Here is a 14,121-nt window from a genome sequence, read left to right on the forward strand (position 1 = left end):
CGCCCTCCGGTCCCCGCCCCCCGCCTTCCCGCCCCGCGCCTCTGACCCACGCCCTCCGCCCCGGAGCCTTCGAAGGAGTACCCCTCATGACCACCCCGGCCATCGCGGCCCACGGCCTGCGGAAGTCCTACGGCGACAAGCTCGTCCTCGACGGCATCGACCTGGCCGTCCCCGAAGGGACGATCTTCTCCCTGCTCGGCCCGAACGGCGCCGGCAAGACCACCGCGGTCAAGATCCTCTCCACCCTCATCACCCCCGACCCCGCCTCCGGCGAGATCCGCGTCGGCGGCCACGACCTCGCCGCAGACCCCCAGGCCGTGCGTGCCGCGATCGGTGTGACCGGGCAGTTCTCCGCCGTCGACGGCCTGATCACCGGCGAGGAGAACATGCTCCTCATGGCCGACCTGCACCACCTGTCCCGGGCCGAGGGACGCCGGGTCACCGCCGAACTCCTGGAACGCTTCGACCTGGTCGAGGCCGCGAAGAAGCCCGCCTCCACCTACTCCGGCGGCATGAAACGCCGCCTCGACATCGCCATGACCCTGGTCGGCGACCCCAGGATCATCTTCCTCGACGAACCCACCACCGGCCTCGACCCCCGCTCCCGCCACAACATGTGGCAGATCATCCGCGAACTCGTCACCGGCGGCGTCACCGTCTTCCTCACCACCCAGTACCTGGAAGAGGCCGACGAACTCGCCGACCGCATCGCGGTGTTGAACGACGGAAAGATCGCGGCGCAAGGCACCGCCGAGGAACTCAAGCGGCTCATCCCCGGCGGACACGTCCGCCTCCGCTTCACCGACCCCACCGCCTACCGTTCCGCCGCCACCGCGCTGCGCGAGGTCACCCGCGACGACGAAGCCCTCGCCCTGCAGATCCCCAGCGGCGGCACCCAGCGTGAACTGCGCGCCGTGCTCGACCAGTTGGACGCGGCCGGTATCGAGGCCGACGAACTCACCGTGCACACCCCCGACCTCGACGACGTGTTCTTCGCCCTCACCGGCCCCGCCGCCGGCATCCCCGACCAGCCCAAGGAGAACGTCCGATGAGCACCCTCGCCCTGGCCGTCCGCGACTCCACGACGATGCTGCGCCGCAACCTCCTGCACGCGCGCCGCTACCCCTCCCTCACCCTGAACCTGCTCCTGACCCCGGTCATGCTGCTGTTGCTCTTCGTCTACATCTTCGGCGACGTGATGAGCGCGGGCATCGGCGGCAGCGACCGCTCCGACTACATCGCCTACATCGTCCCGGGCATCCTGATGATGACCATCGGCGGCACCGTCGTCGGAACGGCGGTGTCCGTCTCCACCGATATGAACGAGGGCATCATCGCCCGCTTCCGCACGATGGCGATCCACCGCGGCTCCGTCCTGATCGGGCATGTCGTCGGCAGCGTGCTGCAGTGTGTCGCCAGTGTGGTGCTCGTCGGCGCCGTCGGGGTGGCCATCGGCTTCCGCTCCACCGACGCCACGGTCCTGGAGTGGCTGGCGGCGTTCGGACTGCTCGCGATGTTCTCCCTGGCGCTCACCTGGATCGCGGTCGGCATGGGCCTGTCCAGCCCGAACGCCGAGGCCGCCGCCAACAGCGCACAGCCGCTGATCCTGCTGCCGCTCATCTCCAGCGCGTTCATCCCGGCCGACACGATGCCGGGCTGGTTCCAGCCGATCGCCGAGTACCAGCCCTTCACCCCCGCCATCGAGACCCTCCGCGGCCTCCTCCTCGGCACCGAGATCGGCCACAACGGCTGGCTCGCCCTCGCCTGGTGCCTCGGCCTCGCCGTCCTCGGCTACTTCTGGTCCGCCGCCAGGTTCAACAGCGACCCGAAGTAACGGCCATGGCACCGCGGATCCCTGCCCCGCGACCGCCCCGCGCACCTCCGGGGCAGTCGCGGGGCAGTCCACGTGGGGGCGGTCATGGACACCGAGATCCCGCACCCCCGGGCTTTCAGCCCAGCGTCCTCGCGATCGCCGAGATCGCCTCCGGGCCCACCCGGCAGCACCCGCCGATCAGCCGGGCCCCGGCCGCCCGCCATCCCTCCACCTGCGCGGTGGTGAACGTCGACCGCCCGGTCCAGGCCCGCGCCGACGCGTCCCAGGTCTCGCCGCTGTTCGGGTACACGACGACCGGTTTCCCGGAGACCCGGACGGCCGTCTCGATCGCGCCGCCCACATCGTCGGGCGAGCAGCAGTTCACACCGACCGCGACGACCTCCTCGGCATCGGCGGCGAGCGCGAAGGCCTCCTCCAGCGGCTGCCCGGCACGGGTGCGGTCGCCGTCGACGGTGTACGACAGCCAGGCGGGCACCTCCAGACCGCGGATCGCCCGCAGCAGCGCCTCGGCCTCGTCGGTGTCCGGGATCGTCTCCAGGGCCAGGACGTCGGGGAAGGTGGCGGCCAGTGTCTCCAGACGGGGCCGGTGGAACCGTTCCAGCTCGGCCACGCTCAGCCCGTACCGGCCCCGGTACTCGGAGCCGTCCGCGAGCATCGCCCCGTACGGGCCGACCGAGGCGGCCACGAGGAGCGGGCGCGTGATGCCCTTCGCCTTGGCCTCCACCGCCGCGTCCACGGCCAACTCGGTGCTCAGGGCCATGAGTTCGGCCGCGCGCTCGTGCCGGATCCGGCGCTTGGCGAAGCCCTCGAAGGTGGCCTGGTAGCTGGCGGTGATCGCCACGTTCGCGCCGGCCTCGAAGTAGGCGAGATGGGCCTCGGCGATCGCCTCCGGCCGCTCCGCGAGCAGTCGCGCCGACCACAGCTCGTCGCTCAGGTCGTGCCCGGCGGACGCCAACTGGTTGGACATACCGCCGTCGAGGACGAGGACCTCTGCGGCGAGGGCCGCGGCGAAGGGGCCGACGGGGGGACCGGGAATGCCGGGGAACGTACCGGGCGTGTTGCTGGTCATGCCGTCGACGGTAGTCGAGCCGGAGCGGGAAACCCCAGCCGATTGTGTCCATCTAATGAACAGACTGCCCACCATGTGGAATGCGGCGGTACGATCACGCCCTCCCCGTCCCCACCCCGCCCCATCCCCCGGGAACCGCCATGACCACGACCAGCACCCCCGAGGCCACCGAGCCCGAACCGACCCCGGTGACGGAGTCCGAGCCGAGCCCGGGGGCGACGACCGCCTCCCCGGGCCGCAGGTTCGGCCTCGCCGCGGCCACCGCCCTCGTGATGGGCAACATCATCGGCGGCGGCATCTTCACGCTCCCCGCCGCCGTCGCCCCGTACGGCACGGTCAGCCTGCTCGCCTTCGTCGTCCTCTCCGTGGCCGCCGTCCTGCTGGCGCTGCTCTTCGGGAAGCTGGCCAGGCGCAGTCCGGTCACCGGCGGTCTCTACGTCTACCCGCGCGACGCCTTCGGCCCCTTCGCGGGCTTCCTGTCGGCCTGGTCGTACTGGACGATGTGCTGGGTCAGCATCGCCGCGCTCGCGGTCGGTGTCGTCGGCTATGTCGACGTGCTGATACCCCTGGGCGACAGCAAGGCCGTCCTGGCGCTGGTGGCGCTGGCCGCCCTGTGGCTGCCGGCCGCCGCGAACTTCGCGGGCACCCGCTATGTGGGCGCCGTGCAGATCGTCTCCACCGTGCTGAAGTTCGTGCCGCTGCTGCTGGTCGCCACCGTCGGCCTGTTCTTCATCGACCTCGACAACTACGGTCCGTTCAACGCCTCCGGCGAGAGCGCCCCCGGCGCGCTCGCCGCCGCCGCGGCGCTTCTCCTCTACAGCTTCCTCGGCGTCGAGTCGGCCGCCGTCAGCGCCGGCGAGGTCAAGGACCCCGAGCGCAACGTGGGCCGCGCCAGCGTCCTCGGCACCCTCGCCTCCGCGCTGGTCTACATCCTCGGCACGGTCGCCGTGTTCGGTCTGGTCCCGCACGAGGAACTCGTCGAGTCCGGTGCGCCCTTCGCCGACGCGGTCGACTCGATGGCCGGCGGCAGCTGGGGCGGCACGGTGATCGCGCTGGTCGCCGTGGCCTCGATCGTGGGCTGCCTCAACGGCTGGGTCCTGCTCAGCGCCCAGATGCCGTACGCCGCCGCCCGCGACGGCCTCTTCCCGAAGCAGTTCGCCCGGGTCGGCAAGGGCGGCGTCCCCGGCTTCGGCGTCCTCGCCACCGCCGTCCTCGGCACGCTCCTGATCGTCGTCAACTACGCGGACGACCCGGACACCGCCTTCCGCGTCCTGGTCCTCATCACCACGTTCACCGGCTGCGTCCCCTACCTGCTCTCCGCCGCCGCCCAGCTGTACTGGCTGGCCAGGGGCAGCCGCGAGCGGGTCCGCCCCGCCGGTCTGGTCCGCGACCTGATCGTCGCCGCCCTCTCCTTCGCCTTCTCCTTCTGGCTGATCGCCGGCGCCGGCTACGCGGCCGTCTACCAGGGCGCCCTGTTCCTCTTCGCGGGCATCCCGGTGTACGTGTGGCTGCGGGGGCGGCAGGAAGGGGCTGAGGGGGCGAGCGGCACCGAGGACACGGCGGACGCCGCCTAGAGACGGCCGAACCGGCGGGCCCCGTTCCGGGACCCGCCGGTCACCTGCTGGATCAGCAGGAAGCTTCCCAGCGGTGGGAACGGATCCTGACGTTGAGGTTCGGCCACTCGCCACCCCTCTGCGGGATGCAGTAGCCGTCGCCGGTGTAGTTGGCGCCGGTGTAGAGGACGACATAGGCGTACGCGGACGAGGTGCCGCTGTTCTTGGCCGACCCGACGTTCTGGGTGTCGGACCACGAACACTGGGTGGAACCGCTCCACCAGTCCGCGTCGGCGTTGCTCCACGAACATCGGCTGCCGTTGCCGCTGCCGCCGGTGTAGGCACACAGATTGCCGCTGCCGCACGACCACGCCTGCGGCGCCGCGCTCGCGGCACTCGGTGCGATCAGGCCCAGGCCGGCCGTGGCGAAGGCGAGCGCCGCGGCGACGAGGCCCCTGCGGCTCCGACGGAGGGTGCGGCCGGACTTCCGGTCGTGCTTCCGCTCGTACGAGAACATCCCATGCCTTTCTCGTGGACAGTGCCAACGGGCTTACTGCTGGCGGGAATTCATGTTCCCGGCCCGGCATGCCACTGTCATGCTCATGCGAGTGTGCTGACACTTCGCAGGCCGACCACAAGGGCCCACGGAGAACAGGATGCTCCGCTTTCATTTCACGTCCGAGGACCTCACCAGAGTCAGAGTGGCGACCGAACCGCACGCCCTCTGGGAGATCGCGGTCAGTCTGCACCGGCTCCAGACCCGCGAAGGCCGCTGGGCCTACGCCCCCTGGTTCCACACCGCACGGGCCTCGCTGCGCCGGGCCGGGCTCGAACGGACGGTGAAGACCTTCCTGCTTCCGCTCTTCCCACGCGCCAGCTACTTCCCGGACTTCCTGACACCACCCGAGGGCACCCAAGGCCTGGACGCCGGGCTGGAGGCCGTCCTCGCGGCACCGCACGAGCGGGTCGTGAGCGAGGTCGACGCGCTCACCCGGGCCGTCGGCGCCCCGGCCTGGGTGCACCGGCTCACCGAGCGGGACATGCGCGAACAGCTCGTGGACGCCCTGCGCGCCTACCACCGGGCCGTGATCGCCCCGCACGAGGAGCACATCCAGGAACGTCTGCACACCGAGCGGGCCCGTTACGCGCACACCCTGTTCCACACCGGCACCGACGGGCTGCTCGCCGGGCTGGGGCCCACGATCCACTGGCGGCCACCGGTCCTGGAGATCGACCCGTACCCGGACCACCGCGACGTCCACCTCGCCGGGCGGGGACTGCTCCTGATCCCCTCGCACTTCTGCTGGCACGCGCCCATCGCGCTGGCCGACCCCGGACTCCCGCCCGTACTGCTCCACCCTCTCCACCACCGGCCGGCGACGCCCCCGGACACCGGTTCCCCGCCGCTGCACGCACTGCTCGGCCCCACCCGCGCCGCCATCCTGCGAGCCAGCGCGACCGGCTCCACCACCACCGAGGCCGCCCGCCGGGCCGGAGTGACCCCCACGACCGCGAGCCATCACACCGGTGTACTGCGCGACGCCGGCCTGATCACCAGCCACCGCCACGCCAACACGGTCCTGCACACCCTGACCCCGCTCGGCGCCGCCCTGCTGGACCGGAAGTCCCGGCAGGACGGCTGAAGCGGGGAGACAGCTGAAGAGGGGGACCGCGGCCCGGCGAACATGCGTCGGGCGGACGCCGACCCCCGTACAGCGACCGCCCGACCGTCACACGTCTCGCCTCGCGAGACTCCTGTCTCAGCCCGTGGCGGCGTGCCTGCCGCCCCCGCGCCGGTTGTTCCTGCGGTGCCTGGCCACCGGCACCAGCAGCCCGGAGAGAGCACCGAGCGCGAGCGCGTACGGCCACCAGCCGAGGCCGCTGTCGGCGGAGGCGCTCGCGTTCTGCGTCCGGGTTTCTTGGGCGCCGGTGTCCGAGCCGGAGCCGGCGGCGGCCTTCACGGCCGGCGACGCGCCCGCCTTGGCCGTGGTCAGGACGACGTCGTTGCCGTCACCGCCCTTGTAGGTGATCCGGTACGTGTTGTCCCCGAGTTTCACCTTGGCGCCCTCGCGCAGCCCGGTGAACGTGCCGGTGTTCCGGCCCTTGCCCCTGTGGTCGATCACGGTGATCCTCTCGCCGGGCCCGCCCACGTCCGCCAGGGCCGCGAAGTCCAGCTCCCCGGCCAGCCTCACCGCCCCGGTCACCTTCAACGGCTGCTCGCGCAGCACCAGTTCGCCCTTCCCGGTCTGGGTGTAGCCGCCGGTCACCGTGAGGCCGGCCACGACCACGCCCGCGTTGGTCACCGCGCCCTTCACCGTGCCCTTGCCGGACAGCGACCTGGTCACCTTCAGCCCGGCGGTGCCCACGTCGAGCCTCGCCCCGGTGGTGGTGAGCCGAATGGTCCGGCTCCGGCCGAGGGTCGCCCCCGAGCGGAGCGCCAGCGTGCCCTTGGTGACGTTCGTGGCCCCGGTGTACGTCACCGCGCCGCCCGTCAGCGTCGTCGTGGCCGCCCCCGACTGGGTGAGTGAGCCGGTGCCGCCGACGCGCGACAGCGTCACCGGCTTCGAGGTGTTCCGGACGATCAGCGAACCGTTGTTGACCACTTTGTAGAGGTCGCCCTTGGTGTAAAGCCCGCCGTCGCCACCGGACCTGCCGCTGCCCAGCCGCAGCACCGCGCCCTTCTCGACCGTCGTCGAACCGTTGTAGTACTGCACGGCGGCGAAGGTGACGTCGTTGCCCTTCGTCCCCGCGATGACGATGTCCCCGGCGCCGGGCGCGGAGAGCGTGTCGTGGAAGCGGCCGCCGCCGATGGGGGCGCCCAGCGTCACCGGCCCGTTGTAGTCGAAGGTGAGCAGCGAACGGGAGCGGGCGGCGAGGAGGTTGATGTAGACCGTCTCGGCCGTGCCCGGCATGAAGATCTTGTTCGTGGTGCCGTCGCCCCACTGGACGTTCGCGCCCTTGATGTTGGTGCCGCGCTTGTTGACGTTCTTACGGGCGGGCGTCCAGTTCAGGGCGGGGTCGCTGAGCGAGGGGTCGGTGTCGCCGCCCCGGTCCGACCAGCTGTACTGGCCGGTGAGGATCACCTTGCTGCCGGGCCGCGACTGGACGTTGATGTCACTGCCGTACTCGCGCTGGTAGAAGTCCATGCCCTGGGTGACGGTCTGGCCCAGCGGGGTGTCCACCGTCCAGGTGCCCTGGTTCAGGACCTTGCGCGCGTTCGGCAGCGAGGTCGCGAACTCCGGGCGCCCGGCGTTCACCTGTGTGCCGTTGTCGATCACCCCGGTGAAGGGGTGGGTGCCCGACAGGTCCCAGGTGGCCCACAGGAACCTCGGCTGGGTGACCAGTCCCGAGCCGCTGATGGTCCCCAGGTTGTACTGGACGTTCTTCAGGGCGAGCCGCAGGGTGCCGTCGACCCGGATGTTGTTCTGGTTGAGCCGGAACGCCGGGGTGTTGTACGGGTAGTGGCCGATCGCCCCGGTCGAGCCGCTGTCGCCGTACTGGAGGGTCGCGCCCTTCGCGACGGTCACGGCGGGCGGGTCCGGGTTGGTGACGGTGACGTACGGGTGGTTCCCGCCGAGCGTCCGCACGCTCTGCCGCTGCCGGGACTTCGGCAGGGTGAAGTCGCTGTCCCTGGTGAGGACCAGCGTGCCGGTGCCGCGCACGGTGAGTGTGCCCGTGCCGCTGAACACACCGCCGTACTTCGTCGTCCCGGACGGCACGGTCACCACCGTGTCGCCGGAGAGGGTGACGTTCCGTCCGGCCAGTACATCGGCGGTCACGTCCCGGGGGCCGGCGGCGGTCGCGGTCGGGGCACCGAGCATCAGGGCGGTGACCGCCAGGGCTCCGGCGGCCGACGCTGTCTTGTGGATATGGCTGCGCACGACATGGGGACGGTCCGGGTGCCGTCCCGATAACAGAAATCCTGTGAGGACCTCGGTTCGCTTCCTGTGAGCTTGTGTTCGTTCCGCGCAACCCGTTGACCTCCTCGTAACACGCCCTTACCTTTTCGGCGTTCGGAATGAAAGATCTTGTGCGATATGTCGAACATTTCTGTTTCCTTTTGTTCCCCCCTCCGAGAGGAAGCCGCATGGGCCGCGACCACACCTTCCCCGACCCCCCGAACCGTCGTCTGCTCCTGAAGGGCGCCCTGGCCGCCGGCGCCCTCACCGCGATGCCCGCCGGTGTCGCCCACGCGTCCGGCGCCGCCCAGACGTCGAGCGGCCGGCCCCCGTACGCCAACCCCCTCGTCCGCAACCGCGCCGACCCGCACATCAACCGGCACACCGACGGCTTCTACTACTTCACGGCGACCGCGCCCGAGTACGACCGGATCATCCTGCGCAGATCCCGCACCCTGCGCGGCCTGTCGACGGCCGCCGAGTCCGTGATCTGGCGCAAACACGCCACCGGCGTGATGGGCGCGCACATCTGGGCGCCGGAGATCCACCGCATCGACGGCAAGTGGTACATCTACTTCGCCTCCGCGCCCGCCGAGGACATCTGGGCGATCCGGATCTGGGTCCTGGAGAACTCCCACCGCGACCCGTTCAAGGGAACGTGGGTCGAGCGCGGTCAGCTGAAGACGGCCTGGGAGACCTTCTCCCTGGACGCCACCACCTTCACCCACCGGGGCTCCCGCTATCTCGCGTGGGCGCAGCACGAGCCCGGGATGAACAACAACACCGCGGTCTGGCTGTCCCGGATGGCCGACCCGCTGACCTTGACGGGACCTCAGGTCCGGCTCACCACCCCGGAGTTGCCCTGGGAGGTCATCGGCTTCAAGGTCAACGAGGGCCCGTCGGTGATCAAGCGCAACGGGCGGCTCTTCATGACGTACTCGGCGAGCGCGACCGACTTCAACTACTGCATGGGCCTGCTGACCATCGACGCGGACGCCGACCTCATGGACCCCGCCAACTGGTCCAAGTCCCCGACCCCGGTCTTCACCAGCAACGACACCACCAAGCAGTACGGGCCGGGCCACAACAGCTTCACCGTCGCCGAGGACGGATGCACCGACGTCCTCGTCTACCACGCCCGCCAGTACAAGGACATCGTCGGCGACCCCCTCAACGACCCCAACCGCCACACCCGTATCCAGCGCCTCGGCTGGAAGCCCGACGGCACCCCCGACTTCGGCGTCCCCGTAGCCGACGCACCCACCCCGAACACCAGGTAAGGAGAGCTGAGATGAGACGTGCGTACGCGATGCTCCTCGCGCTCTGTCTGGCGCTGGCCGGCGCCCTCGTCACCGCCGGCCCCGCCCAGGCGGCGCCGCAGACCGTCCCCAACGGCACCCAGTTCACCGACAGCGCCGGCAACGCCCTGCACGCCCACGGCGGCGGGGTCATCAAGGTCGGCTCGTACTACTACTGGTTCGGTGAGAACCGGAACTCCGACAACACCTTCCGGTACGTGTCGGCCTACCGCTCCACGGACCTCAAGAACTGGGAGTTCCGCAACCACGTCCTGACCGAGGCCACCGACCCCGAGCTGGCGACCGCCAACATCGAGCGGCCCAAGGTCATGTACAACGCGGCCACCGGCAAGTTCGTGATGTGGATGCACAAGGAGAACGGCGTCGACTACAGCGAGGCCCGCGCGGCCGTCGCCGTCTCCGACACCGTCGACGGCGACTACACCTGGCAGGGCAGCTTCCGCCCGCTCGGCACCCATATGTCCCGCGACATCACCGTCTTCGTGGACACCGACGGCACCGGCTACATGATCTCGGCCGCCCGCGAGAACTACGACCTCCAGATCTACCGGCTCACCGCCGACTACACCGGTATCGCCGCCCTCGTCGCCGACCCCTGGCACGGCGGCCACCGCGAGGCCCCGGCCCTGTTCAAGCGCAACGGCGTCTACTTCATGCTCACCTCGGGCGCCACCGGCTGGAACCCCAACCAGCAGCAGTACGCCACCGCCACCAGCATCGCGGGCCCCTGGACGGCCATGGCCAACGTCGGCGACTCCACCACCTACGGCTCGCAGACCGCGTACGTCCTGCCCGTGCAGGGCACCTCGACCACCTCCTACCTCTACCTGGGCGACCGCTGGGGCAACTCCTTCGGCGGCACCGTCAACGACTCCCGGTACGTCTGGCTGCCGCTGACCTTCCCGACCTCCACCACGATGTCCATGTCCTGGTCCCCGGAGATCACCGTCGACACGGCCACCGGCACGGTCAGCGGCACCAGCGCCACGTACAACACCCTGATCGCCCGCCACTCGTCCAAGTGTGCCGATGTCACGAGTCAGTCGCAGTGGGCGGGCGCCCAGATCAAGCAGTACACCTGCAACGGCGGCAACAACCAGAAGTACTGGTTCAAGTCCCTCGGCAGCGGCTACTACCAGTTGACCACCCGCCACAGCTCGCTGTGCGTCCAGGAGAACGCCAACACGGTCACCCAGGAGAAGTGCAACTCCTCTTCCACGAGCCAGCAGTGGTCGCTCACCACCTCCGGCAGCTACGTCAAGCTCGTCTCCCGGGCGACCGGCGAGTGCCTGGACGTGAACGGCGCGTCCACCGCCGACTCGGCCGCCGTCATCACCTACACATGTGGCAGCGGGACGAATCAGCAGTGGACGCGCGGAACATGACTGACCGTCAATCAGTCAGACATGAAGTTCAGTTGAGCAGATCGATCGCGTCGATCGCCGTCCCGGCGCTCAGATAGGACGTCGACCCCGACCCGCTCACCACGTTGATCCTCAGCACGTTGTACTGACTCGTGTCCGTCAGCCAGGCGGACGCCGGGACGCTGTAGGTGAACGTGTGGTTGTTCCCCCGGTAGGACCCGTTCGTCAGCGACCGGGTGTTCGGCTGGGTGGGTGGGGAGGGGATCGCCGAGGTCCAGGTGTCGTTGACGACGACCTGCGGCCGGCCGTTCGCGTAGGCCGTCGTCACACCGATGCGCAGGGTGTGGGCGGCGGCGGCCTGCGCGGCGGTCAGCCTGAAGTAGACGAGGAGGCCGCTGTTCACGTCCTTCCACAGGTAGCAGGGGAAGGCCGAGGTCTCGGTGCCGCTGCCGATGACCACGTTGCCGGTCCAGGCTGCGGCCCGGACGTCCGACGGGTGCGCGTACGTCATGAGGTCGGCGTTCTTGAAACCGCTCGGCGTGCCGTTCCAGTCGTTGATCCGCCAGATCGCGCCCGCGTTGGACGGGTCGTTCGTGGCCGGGATCGCGATCGAGTTCAGCGTCGTCGTGCCGCCCGCCGAGACCGTCACCGAGGTCGTGTACACCGCCAGCTCACCCTTGAAGACGGTGAGCGTGTACGTCCCCGGCAGCACCCCGGAGATGGAGTAGTAGCCGTCCGACGCCCGCGCCGAACCCCAGTACTGCGCCGCCGAGTTGGCGAGCCCCACCGTGTACGCGTACGACGTGTTCCGCCCCGTGATGCCGACGCCGGCCACCCGGCCCCGGCCGCCCGCGCCGACGTACCCGGACAGGCCGAGCGAGTCCGCCCACGACGTGGTCAGCGTGCCCGGGAACAGCGACGAGGAGGGCGCCCCGCCGTCCGTGAAGGCGATGACGTACGGACCCTGGAGGCCGAACCGCTGCTCCTCGGTCTGGTTCTGGCCGTAGTACAGGATCTCGTAGAGGCCCCCGCCGTCCGCGCTCTGGTGGCGCAGCAGGGAACGGTAGAACGGGCCGCCGGAGGCCTTCTCGTGGTTGCTGCGGACGACGTAGAGGCCGACGCCGCCGGTCGTCCAGCCGACGTAGTCGTAGTCGATGACCCGTCGCTTCGAGTAGTGCTTCGAACGGGTCTGGCCGTCGGACTTCGCGAAGACGTCCGAGGCCTCGATGGTGGTGGGCGCGTAGGTGTAGGAATCGGGCTCGTCGTTGAGGAACAGGCCCGCCTTGACGCGCAGGATGAAGCGGGTCGCCGAGACCGAGGTGTCGGCCTTGTTGGTCCACAGGTAGACGTTGTTCTCGCCGCTGCGGGCCGCGTAGTAGTGCTTCAGCGTGCCGTAGGAGACGGAGACGAGGATCGTCGAACCGGACTGGCTGACGGTGACCGTGGAACTGCCGAGGCCGGACTCGATGTGCGAGTTCATGCCGCCGTAGCCCTGGTACTCCGTGCCCCGGTAGACGAGCGAGGACAGGTCGCCGTTGCTCTTCCTGACCTTGAAGACGAGGTTCGCGCCGGTGTCGATGACGTAGTGGGTGCCGTCGTCGGTGTAGCCGAAGGCCGCGGCGCGGGCGGTGCCGGCCAGCGGCCCGGCGAGCGCGGCCCCGGCGGCGGTGGCGGCGGTGCCGACGACGAAGCCGCGGCGGCCCAGGCCGGGGGCGGTCGGTGGTCTGTCGTTGGATTCGGACATGGGGGTCCTCCTCGGGTGGTGTGGGGGGAGTGCGGGTGATTCGGAAGGGTGACAGTTGAATCGTTTTCGCGAAAGGGCTTTCGCCTCAGGGAAGTTGGCAATCGTGTGAAATCGATCCGACATCTAGAAAGCGCTTGTCAAACGATGTACCGTCCACCCGCCGGGTCTTGTCATCCCTCCGGAGGAGCCGCAATGAGACGTTTCACCGTCGCCGTGCTGACGGCTGCGACCCTGGGCACCGCCTTGTCCGCCGTACCGGCCCAGGCCCATCAGGGCCGGCCCGCGCTCGGCCTGGAGAACTGCGCCGCGAACGCCTGCCACTTCGACGTCCCGGCCGGCACGTACGACGTGACGGTCCGCCTCGGCGGCGACGGCGCGGCGAGCACGAGGGTCACCGGCGAGACGCGCCGCACGCTCGTGGCGGAGACGGCGACGGCGGCCGGGAGGCCCGTCCTCCGCAGCTTCACCGTCGATGTCCGTACGCCTGAGGGTGAGCCGACGGGTGCCGTCGGCACCCCCGGTCTGGACCTCGTCATCGGCGGCTCGGCGCCCGCGCTGGCCGACATCCGGGTGACCCCTGCCAAGCGGGCCCGGCAGATCCTCCTCGTCGGCGACTCCACGGTCTGCGACCAGCCCGGCGATCCGTACTCCGGCTGGGGGCAGCAGCTTCCGCAGTACCTCCGCAAGGGCGTCTCGGTCGCCAACCACGCCGACTCCGGCGAGAGCACGGTGTCCTACCTCGCCGACTCCCGGTTGTGGGCCACCGTCCAGCCGCGGATCAAGCGGGGTGACCTGGTCCTCATCCAGTTGGCCCACAACGACAAGCAGACCGACGAGGCCACGTATCGGGCGAACCTGGAGACCCTGGTCGCGGGCGTCCGTGCGCAGGGGGGCAGGCCGGTGCTGGTGACCCCGATCGTCCGGCGGTGGTTCAACGCGGACGGGACCCTGAACAACGGTACGGCCCTGCTGGTCAACGGGCTGGGCGTCGACCACCCGGCGGTCACGCGTTCGGTCGCGGCGGCGCATGCTGTGCCCCTGGTCGACCTCACCGCCAAGACCAAGGCGTTGGTGGAGTCGCTGGGGACGGAGGGGTCCAAGGCGCTCTACCTCTACAACGAGAAGCGCGACAACACGCACACCTCGGTGCACGGGGCGACCGTCTACGCCGGGTTGGTCCGTGACGAACTCGTCGCCCAGGGGCTGGTGCCCGAGGGGCGGACCAGGGTGGGATGAGACCCCTGGGGCGTCCCGACCGGAACCGGGGCGTCCCAGGTTTGTACGCGGGAGGGGGTGGGGGGTGCCGTTCGTCGGCGGGTGCGGCTGGTTCGTGGCTGGC

At 70.2% G+C, this 14,121-nt stretch carries 11 protein-coding genes; 7 read left to right on the plus strand and 4 right to left on the minus strand.

What is annotated here, in order from left to right:
• The first annotated feature begins 86 nt into the window (after positions 1–86).
• Together ABT147_RS04480 and ABT147_RS04485 are read left to right on the plus strand one after the other, a co-directional pair.
• On the plus strand, positions 87–1,052 hold the full coding sequence (locus ABT147_RS04480; protein WP_351402643.1) for an ATP-binding cassette domain-containing protein: 966 nt from the start codon (positions 87–89) through the stop codon (positions 1,050–1,052).
• The gene (locus ABT147_RS04485) at positions 1,049–1,834 is read left to right on the plus strand and encodes an ABC transporter permease (protein ID WP_351402644.1); all 786 of its coding nucleotides are present in this window, start codon (positions 1,049–1,051) and stop codon (positions 1,832–1,834) included. The genes ABT147_RS04480 and ABT147_RS04485 overlap by 4 nt, the downstream gene beginning before the upstream one ends.
• Before the next feature lie 115 nt (positions 1,835–1,949).
• Here ABT147_RS04485 and mmuM read toward each other — a convergent pair whose 3' ends face one another.
• On the minus strand, positions 1,950–2,903 hold the full coding sequence (gene mmuM / locus ABT147_RS04490) for a homocysteine S-methyltransferase (RefSeq protein WP_351402645.1): 954 nt from the start codon (positions 2,901–2,903) through the stop codon (positions 1,950–1,952).
• Between the two features lie 140 nt (positions 2,904–3,043).
• On the opposite strand from mmuM, the gene ABT147_RS04495 reads away from it, so the two are divergent.
• A complete protein-coding gene (locus tag ABT147_RS04495) occupies positions 3,044–4,477 on the plus strand; it encodes an amino acid permease (RefSeq protein ID WP_351402646.1) in 1,434 nt (477 codons plus the stop codon).
• Positions 4,478–4,529: 52 nt separating this feature from the next.
• On the opposite strand, the gene ABT147_RS04500 is transcribed toward ABT147_RS04495, so the two are convergent.
• Positions 4,530–4,973 carry a peptidase inhibitor family I36 protein gene (locus ABT147_RS04500; RefSeq protein ID WP_351402647.1) on the minus strand — a complete coding sequence of 148 codons (444 nt, stop codon included), beginning with the start codon at positions 4,971–4,973 and terminating at the stop codon, positions 4,530–4,532.
• 139 nt (positions 4,974–5,112) lie between these two features.
• Between ABT147_RS04500 and ABT147_RS04505 the strand changes: the two genes are divergently transcribed.
• Complete coding sequence (locus ABT147_RS04505) at positions 5,113–6,099, plus strand: ArsR/SmtB family transcription factor (RefSeq protein WP_351402648.1); 987 nt, start codon at positions 5,113–5,115, stop codon at positions 6,097–6,099.
• A gap of 117 nt (positions 6,100–6,216) precedes the next feature.
• On the opposite strand, the gene ABT147_RS04510 is transcribed toward ABT147_RS04505, so the two are convergent.
• Positions 6,217–8,337, minus strand: coding sequence for an autotransporter (locus ABT147_RS04510; RefSeq protein ID WP_351402649.1), 2,121 nt, complete (start codon positions 8,335–8,337; stop codon positions 6,217–6,219).
• 206 nt (positions 8,338–8,543) lie between these two features.
• Between ABT147_RS04510 and ABT147_RS04515 the strand changes: the two genes are divergently transcribed.
• Both ABT147_RS04515 and ABT147_RS04520 read left to right on the plus strand, forming a co-directional pair.
• On the plus strand, positions 8,544–9,635 hold the full coding sequence (locus ABT147_RS04515) for a glycoside hydrolase family 43 protein (protein WP_351402650.1): 1,092 nt from the start codon (positions 8,544–8,546) through the stop codon (positions 9,633–9,635).
• Positions 9,636–9,646: 11 nt separating this feature from the next.
• The gene (locus tag ABT147_RS04520; RefSeq protein ID WP_351402651.1) at positions 9,647–11,059 is read left to right on the plus strand and encodes an RICIN domain-containing protein; all 1,413 of its coding nucleotides are present in this window, start codon (positions 9,647–9,649) and stop codon (positions 11,057–11,059) included.
• A gap of 28 nt (positions 11,060–11,087) precedes the next feature.
• Here ABT147_RS04520 and ABT147_RS04525 read toward each other — a convergent pair whose 3' ends face one another.
• Positions 11,088–12,782 (minus strand): rhamnogalacturonan lyase B N-terminal domain-containing protein, encoded by a 1,695-nt coding sequence (locus ABT147_RS04525; protein WP_351402652.1) that lies wholly within the window; start codon positions 12,780–12,782, stop codon positions 11,088–11,090.
• 192 nt (positions 12,783–12,974) lie between these two features.
• Between ABT147_RS04525 and ABT147_RS04530 the strand changes: the two genes are divergently transcribed.
• Complete coding sequence (locus ABT147_RS04530; protein ID WP_351402653.1) at positions 12,975–14,018, plus strand: rhamnogalacturonan acetylesterase; 1,044 nt, start codon at positions 12,975–12,977, stop codon at positions 14,016–14,018.
• Positions 14,019–14,121 lie beyond the last annotated feature (103 nt).

Source organism: Streptomyces sp. NPDC001868, from assembly GCF_040297125.1.
Classification (GTDB): Bacteria; Actinomycetota; Actinomycetes; order Streptomycetales; family Streptomycetaceae; genus Streptomyces.

Excerpts from the sequence above, each read along its gene's own strand:
- ABT147_RS04515 (WP_351402650.1), top strand. The coding sequence starts at position 8,544 with ATGGGCCGCGACCACACCTTCCCCGACCCCCCGAACCGTCGTCTGCTC.
- ABT147_RS04495 (WP_351402646.1), top strand. The coding sequence starts at position 3,044 with ATGACCACGACCAGCACCCCCGAGGCCACCGAGCCCGAACCGACCCCG.
- mmuM (WP_351402645.1), bottom strand. The coding sequence starts at position 2,903 with ATGACCAGCAACACGCCCGGTACGTTCCCCGGCATTCCCGGTCCCCCC.
- ABT147_RS04500 (WP_351402647.1), bottom strand. The coding sequence starts at position 4,973 with ATGTTCTCGTACGAGCGGAAGCACGACCGGAAGTCCGGCCGCACCCTC.
- ABT147_RS04520 (WP_351402651.1), top strand. The coding sequence starts at position 9,647 with ATGAGACGTGCGTACGCGATGCTCCTCGCGCTCTGTCTGGCGCTGGCC.
- ABT147_RS04525 (WP_351402652.1), bottom strand. The coding sequence starts at position 12,782 with ATGTCCGAATCCAACGACAGACCACCGACCGCCCCCGGCCTGGGCCGC.
- ABT147_RS04505 (WP_351402648.1), top strand. The coding sequence starts at position 5,113 with ATGCTCCGCTTTCATTTCACGTCCGAGGACCTCACCAGAGTCAGAGTG.
- ABT147_RS04485 (WP_351402644.1), top strand. The coding sequence starts at position 1,049 with ATGAGCACCCTCGCCCTGGCCGTCCGCGACTCCACGACGATGCTGCGC.
- ABT147_RS04480 (WP_351402643.1), top strand. The coding sequence starts at position 87 with ATGACCACCCCGGCCATCGCGGCCCACGGCCTGCGGAAGTCCTACGGC.
- ABT147_RS04530 (WP_351402653.1), top strand. The coding sequence starts at position 12,975 with ATGAGACGTTTCACCGTCGCCGTGCTGACGGCTGCGACCCTGGGCACC.